Origin of the sequence: Brachyspira sp. G79 (assembly GCF_002379365.1) — a bacterium.
Classification (GTDB): domain Bacteria; phylum Spirochaetota; class Brachyspiria; order Brachyspirales; family Brachyspiraceae; genus Brachyspira.
This window is the reverse complement of record NZ_JQIU01000008.1, coordinates 466,148-473,131: the sequence shown is the minus strand read 5'-3', so window position 1 is coordinate 473,131 and position 6,984 is coordinate 466,148. Positions and strand designations below refer to the sequence as shown.

Sequence of the window (6,984 nt, the reverse complement as noted above, 5' to 3'; positions counted from 1 at the left end):
GTATCATACAAATAAACCAGAGTTCTATACATCAGCATATATTACAGCATATAATATAAAAGCTTATGATCTTTGCAGAAATATAATATCATTATTATCTGAAGAATATATGACAAAAAATAGAATAGAATATTATATAAAAGCTACACACTATTCAAATATTGATAATACAAAAGAATTATTAGATATGTTTAATAATAATTCAGAAGAATTATTAATTTTTAAAAATACTATTATATATTTAATAAATGAATGTGCAAAATCAGAAGTTTTAAAAGAAGATACTGATATAAAAAACAAAAATGTATTAATAGATATTTATGAGATTATGAGCAACACAAGAAAAGAACTTGTAATTATGCGTTTATTTGATTATGTACGAAATGCAGATGCCTATGCTAATAAAACTTTTAATAAAGAAATGAATGAAGAAATTACAAATAAAGTTGCTAAATGGAAAGGAGATGATATCAGCATGAAATATAAGAATAAAGAATATGTTTTATGCTATCATTTTCATTCATCAAATAAGATTGAAAAAGATGAAAATGGAGATATTGTGAAAGATAATAGAGGCAAACCTTTAAGAAGAGTGCCTAATAAAAATTGGATAGCAATTAATCAGATAAGAGATTCATTAGCCCATAGAGTTAATGAAAAAACAAGCGATGTTAATGAAGAAATTATTAATGCTAAAAAGGCAAGAGAGTTTATAGATGCTAATTTTGAATATATAATCAAATGTTTATTTAGTGTGATTATAAATAATAATTTGCTTACTGATGAACAATTCAGAAGCGATGAGTTCTAATTAAATTTTTTATAAAGGTATTAATTATCATTTAGTTAATACCTTTATATTATTTAATTAAATATACTTCCAAGTGTAGCCTTTTTTCATCTTTAAAATATCTTCAACAGTACCTTTAGCAATTATCTCCCCGCCGTTAGTGCCGCCTTCTAAACCTAAATCTATTATATAATCAGCAGCTTTTATAACATCAGGATTATGCTCTATTATAATGACGCTATGTCCTTTTTCTACTAATTTGTTTAAAGCTATAAGAAGTTTATTGACATCATCAAAATGAAGTCCTGTAGTAGGCTCATCTAATATATAAACTATATGCTCATCACCTTGTTTTTTTGCGAGTTCTGTGGCAAGTTTCAAACGCTGCAACTCTCCGCCTGAGAAAGTATCAAGCCTTTGAGAGAGTTTTATATAACCAAGCCCAACCTCACTCATTATTGATAAAGTTTTAGTGATTGATTTGTCAAAGTCAAAAAACTCTATTGCCTCATCAACAGTAAGTTCTAATACTTCGGCTATGTTTAGAGATTTGAACCTTACAGATAAAGTTTCATCATTGTATCTTTTACCTCCGCAAGCCTCACAGACTATTTCCATGTCAGATAAGAAGTGCATAGCTATTTTTCTTATACCTTTTCCTTCGCATATATTGCATCTTCCTTCTTTTCCATTATATGAGAATCTCCCCGCTGCGAATGCCTTTGCCTTTGCTGCTGGAGTTTTTGCAAATATATTTCTAATTTTATCAAATACTTTACTGTAGCTTACTAATGTACTTCTGATAGAACCAACTATTGAAATTTGGTCAACTAATATAGTGTCTGAAACAATGCTAGGTATTTCAGCACTTTCAAATTTTGAATATTGATTAAGTCTGCGTTTTTTTAGAGCAGGGTATAGTGTATCTATTATTAAAGATGATTTACCGCTTCCAGATACTCCTGTAACAACTACTATTTTTTTTAATGGTATATCAACGCTAATATTTCTTAAATTGTTTGTAGAAACATTTTTTAATTTTATGCATTCAGTCTCTTCATTTCTTACAGCAGTTTTCTCAAATACTTTTTTTCTCTCACTTAAATAATCTCCTGTAAGTGAATTATTAGAGTTTAATATATCATCATATTTACCTTCAAAAACTACTTCGCCCCCGAAAGCACCAGCAAAAGGTCCCATATCTATAATATTGTCGGCTGCTTTCATAGTATCTCTGTCATGCTCTACTATTACAAGAGTATTTTTTAAATCTCTCAATTCTTTTAATGTATCAAGCAAATGATTTGTATCTCTTGGGTGAAGTCCTACAGTTGGTTCATCTAATACATAAAGTACGCCTGTAAGTTTAGAGCCTAACTGACTAGCAAGTCTTATTCTCTGTGCTTCTCCTCCTGAAAGTGTAGCGTATTTTCTTCCTAATGATAAATAATTTAATCCTACTTTATCCAAAAAGCTAAGCCTTGTATTTATTTCTTTAACAGCTTCTTTTGATATTGTATTTTCTCTATCTGTTAAAAGTTTAGGAAGTTCACAAAAGAAATTAATTGCCCCTTCAACAGTCATAGCACATACTTGGCTTATATTTTTATTCTGTATTGTGTATGCTCTCATCACTTCGTTTAACCTTTCTCCATGACAAGAACTGCATTCCTCATCAACAAAAAATTTACCAAGCGATTTATCCTTCCACTCTGAATAATCTTCGCTTGTAACATCATTATTAGAATGCCAAGCCGTAATAACATTTCCTATAGCATAATCACCGCCGAAAAATACAGTATCTATAACTTTTTTATCAAGTTCATTAAATGGAGTTTGATACAAATCTTTTTTTGTTATACCATTTCTTTTTAATAATCTAAATAATGAATCTGTATAATGTTTGCCATGAGTAGAAAACATATTATGAAGTGCAGTATCTAATGCACCGTCAAATAAAGGCTTTGTACTGTCTTTTATTGCCAAATCTATGCTGAATGTAGGCTTACTTCCAAGTCCTTTACACTCTTCACAGTATCCCCAATGTGAATTAAATGAAAAATGCCTTGGAGTAACTTCAAAATCAAATAATATGCCATGAAGTAAACAAGCTGGAAACTTTGTATGGAAACTTTCTTTTATGATTATTCCATGTGATGCCTTTATATGCACCACACCGTTTGATAAATCCATAGCCCTTTCAATAGCATCAGCAATCCTAGCTCTTTTATCCTTTCCGACAACTATTCTGTCAATTACTATACCTACAGAATATATTTCTTCTTTTGATAAAGAATTAATTTCTTCTTCTGTAATATCATCTATAACATAATCATTATTATTAATCTGCATTCTCACATAACCAGCTTCTCTTGTTTTTTCTATAATTTTTTTAATATCTTTGGCATCATTATCATCAAAAGTAAATCTATGATTAAATGAGCTATGATATAGAGGAGAAATAATAATAAGTTTATGTAAGTCCATAGTATCAATAATTTCAGTTGCAAGTATTGAAGGAGTTTCAGCTTTTAGAGTATCTTTATCACTGCAATGCGGACAATGAGGTTTTGAAACTCTAGCAAAAATTAGTCTGAAATAGTCATAAATCTCTGTAACAGTTGCAACAGTAGAACGTGGATTTCTGCTTACATTTTTTTGATCTATTGCTATGGCAGGTGCTAGTCCTTCTATCTTTTCAACATTAGCATCTTCAAATCTTCCTAAAAATCTCCTTGCATAAGTGGAGAGTGATTCAACAAATCTTCTCTGACCTTCTTTAAATATAGTATCAAATGCCAGAGAAGTTTTTCCGCTTCCAGATACTCCTGTTATAACATTAATTTTATTTTTTGGTAATGTTAGGCTTATATTTTTAAGATTATGTTTATTGGCACCTTTTATTATTAATGAAGTATTTTCTTCTTTTTTTGTTTCTTCAGTTTTTATAATTTCTTTTTCTTTTTTGAAGGCTTTAATATTTCTTTAAGTTCTTTTGCCGTTAGTGATTCTTTTACTTTTATGATATCTTCTGGCTTTCCTTTAGCAACAACTCTGCCGCCTTTATCTCCGCTTAAAGGTCCCATATCTATAATATAATCAGCACATTTAATAACGTCCAAATTATGTTCAACTACCAAAACGGTATTTCCCTTTTCAACAAGTCCGTCTAAGGCTTTTAATAATTTTTTTATATCCTCAAAATGAAGTCCTGTAGTAGGCTCATCTAATATATATAAAGTGTTCCCTGTAGATATTTTATGAAGTTCGCTTGCTAGTTTTATTCTCTGAGCCTCTCCTCCAGATAAAGTAGTAGAAGGCTGACCCAATTTTATATAACCAAGTCCTATATCTTCCATTATCTTTAATATTCTTGTTATTGAAGTTATGCCGTCAAAAAAATGAATAGCCTCTGAAACACTCATCTCAAGAACATCATAAATAGTTTTGTCCTTGTATTTAACATCCAAAGTTTCTGCATTAAATCTTTTACCGCCGCATTCCTCACAAGGCACTAATACATTAGATAAAAACTGCATCTCTAACTCTATAACTCCAGCACCCTCACATGTAGGACATCTTCCTGTTTTTACATTAAATGAAAATCTGCCCTTGTCATATCCTCTCATTTTTGCAAGTTTAGTAGCAGCAAATAAATCCCTTATAGGTGATAAAACTTTTGTATAAGTTGCAGGGTTGCTTCTTGGCGTTCTTCCGATTGGCGACTGATCAACTTCTATAACCTTATCAATATTTTCAAGTCCTTCTATTTTTTCATGACTTCCTGCTGTTAAAGTTTTTCCGTAAAAATGATTATGCAAAGCACGCATTAAAATATTTTCAACTAAAGTAGATTTACCGCTTCCAGAAAGTCCAGTTACCACAATAAATAATCCCAAAGGAAACTCTACATCTATGTTTTTTAGATTAAATTGATTAGCACCTATTACTTTTAAAAACTTTCCGTTTCCATCTCTTCTTGTTTTTGGTATTTCTATATCATCATCACCGCGTAAATATTTTGCCGTGTATGATTTGTCTGATTTTATAAACTTTTCATAATCACCAATACCTACAACCTCTCCGCCATTAACTCCAGCATTAGGTCCTATATCAATTAAAAAGTCCGACTCCTCCATAGTTTCTTTATCATGCTCTACAACTATAACGGTGTTATTTTTATCTCTTAATGTCTTTAATGACTCTATTAATTTTTTATTATCAGACTGATGAAGTCCTATTGAAGGCTCATCAAGTACATATAATACTCCCTCAAGTCCGCTACCTATTTGAGATGCTAGTCTTATTCTTTGAGATTCTCCTCCTGAAAGAGTAGGTGAGGAACGCTCTACAGTTAAATATGTTAATCCCACTTTCACCAAAAATGTTAATCTGTAAATAATCTCTTTTACTATAGGAGCACCGATTATCTCTTCATTAGGTTTCAATTTTAATTTAGTAAAATAATTGTACAAATCTTCTATAGTCATTGAAGAAAAATCTGCTATAGTTTTACCATTAAATTTAACTGACAATGCATCTTCATTAATTCTTTTACCCTTACATTTAGGACATTCAACTTCATCCATAAAATTAGCATAATAACTGTTTTTATAAGTTTCATAGTCATATTTTAATCTGTCCAAAATACCGGGAACTCTCTCTTCTACAAGTTTGCTATGATACCAGAATCTTTTTCTCCATTTTACTTCTTTATCAGTACCATAAAGCAGATACTTTTTTTCTGTTTTAGTAAAATCTTTCCAAGACTTTCTTAAATCTATTTTATAAGTTTTGGCAATAACCTCTAGTTCATCAATACCATATTCCATATCAAAACCAATATGATCATCTACAAAACATGACAAAGCCCCATCATAAATATTTAAATTCTCATCTCTTACAATATGCTTCTCTGTAAATACATGCTCAACTCCAAGCCCTCCGCAAACTGTACATGCCCCCATAGGGTTATTAAATGAAAACAAATTAGGCTCTATATCAGCAATAGAGTGTCCGCAGTTAGCACAAGACCTTTCTGTAGTATAGAGTTTATAATATTTATCTATTTCAAACTGTTTACTCATTTTGATTTTTTTCTTTTTAGTTTTTGTATCAGCTTCATTTGTTTCAGCATTTTCTATATCATTATTGACTTCAATTGCCTCATTACTTTTTTCATGCTCTTCATAAAATGCTACCAATCCCTTTGTTATCCTTATAGCCCTTTCTATATCATCAGTAATTCTTGATAAGTATTTATCTTCAACTTTTATTCTATCAATAACTATTTCCAAAGTATGCTTCTCATATCTTTTAAGTTCTGGTATTTCATCTTCATCGAATTTATAAACTATATTATCAATTCTTATTCTAGGATATCCTGCAAGTTTCACTTCTTCAATTTCTTTTCTATATTCACCTTTTCTATCTCTTACAATAGGGGCTAAAACCAAAATTCTTTTTTCTGCAAACTCTCTTAATACACTATGAGCTATTTGGTCTTCGCTTTGCTTTGAAATTTTATGTCCGCATTTAGAGCAGTAAGGAACACCAAGTCTTGCAAATAATAATCTAAAAAAGTCATAAATCTCTGTAACTGTACCTACAGTAGAGCGGGGATTTTTATTAACGCTTTTTTGGTCTATAGAGATAGTAGGGGATAGTCCCTCAATATGCTCTACATCTGCTTTAGCCATAACTCCTAAAAACTGTCTTGCATATGCTGACAATGATTCTAAATATCTTCTTTGACCCTCTTTAAAAATAGTGTCGAATGCTAGAGAACTTTTTCCGCTTCCTGATACTCCTGTTAAAGTGGTTAGTGTCTTATGCGGTATTGACAGCGATATATTTTTAAGGTTATGCTCTTTAGCTCCTCTTATTTCTATAGAATTATTAGCCATTAATTTATCCTCAACAAAAAAGTAAAAAAGTTAAACTATTATAACATAAATTCTATATAAAAAAAGGTTTTACTGATATCAAATATTAATAAATAAATTTTACTACATCCCCATCTAATATTTACTGACAATATTTAAAGATTATATTTCATTATTTTTTTAACAAAAATAAAAAAATACCCACACAAGTACATATTAATTTTTATACTTTATTCTACGCACGCAGAATGAAGCTAAAAAATAAAGCTGATTTATAATTCAAATTTTACAAAAATAAAATAATTCTCT

General features: G+C 30.1%; 1 protein-coding gene and 1 pseudogene. One reads left to right on the top strand and one right to left on the bottom strand.

What is annotated here, in order from left to right; genetic code table 11:
- On the top strand, nucleotides 1-811 hold an 811-nt coding region (locus KQ44_RS03600), incomplete at its 5' end, for a hypothetical protein (protein ID WP_168171249.1).
- A 57-nt stretch (nucleotides 812-868) separates the two neighbouring features.
- Here KQ44_RS03600 and uvrA read toward each other — a convergent pair.
- Nucleotides 869-6,696: pseudogene (uvrA, locus tag KQ44_RS15545) on the bottom strand (excinuclease ABC subunit UvrA).
- Nucleotides 6,697-6,984: the final 288 nt, after the last annotated feature.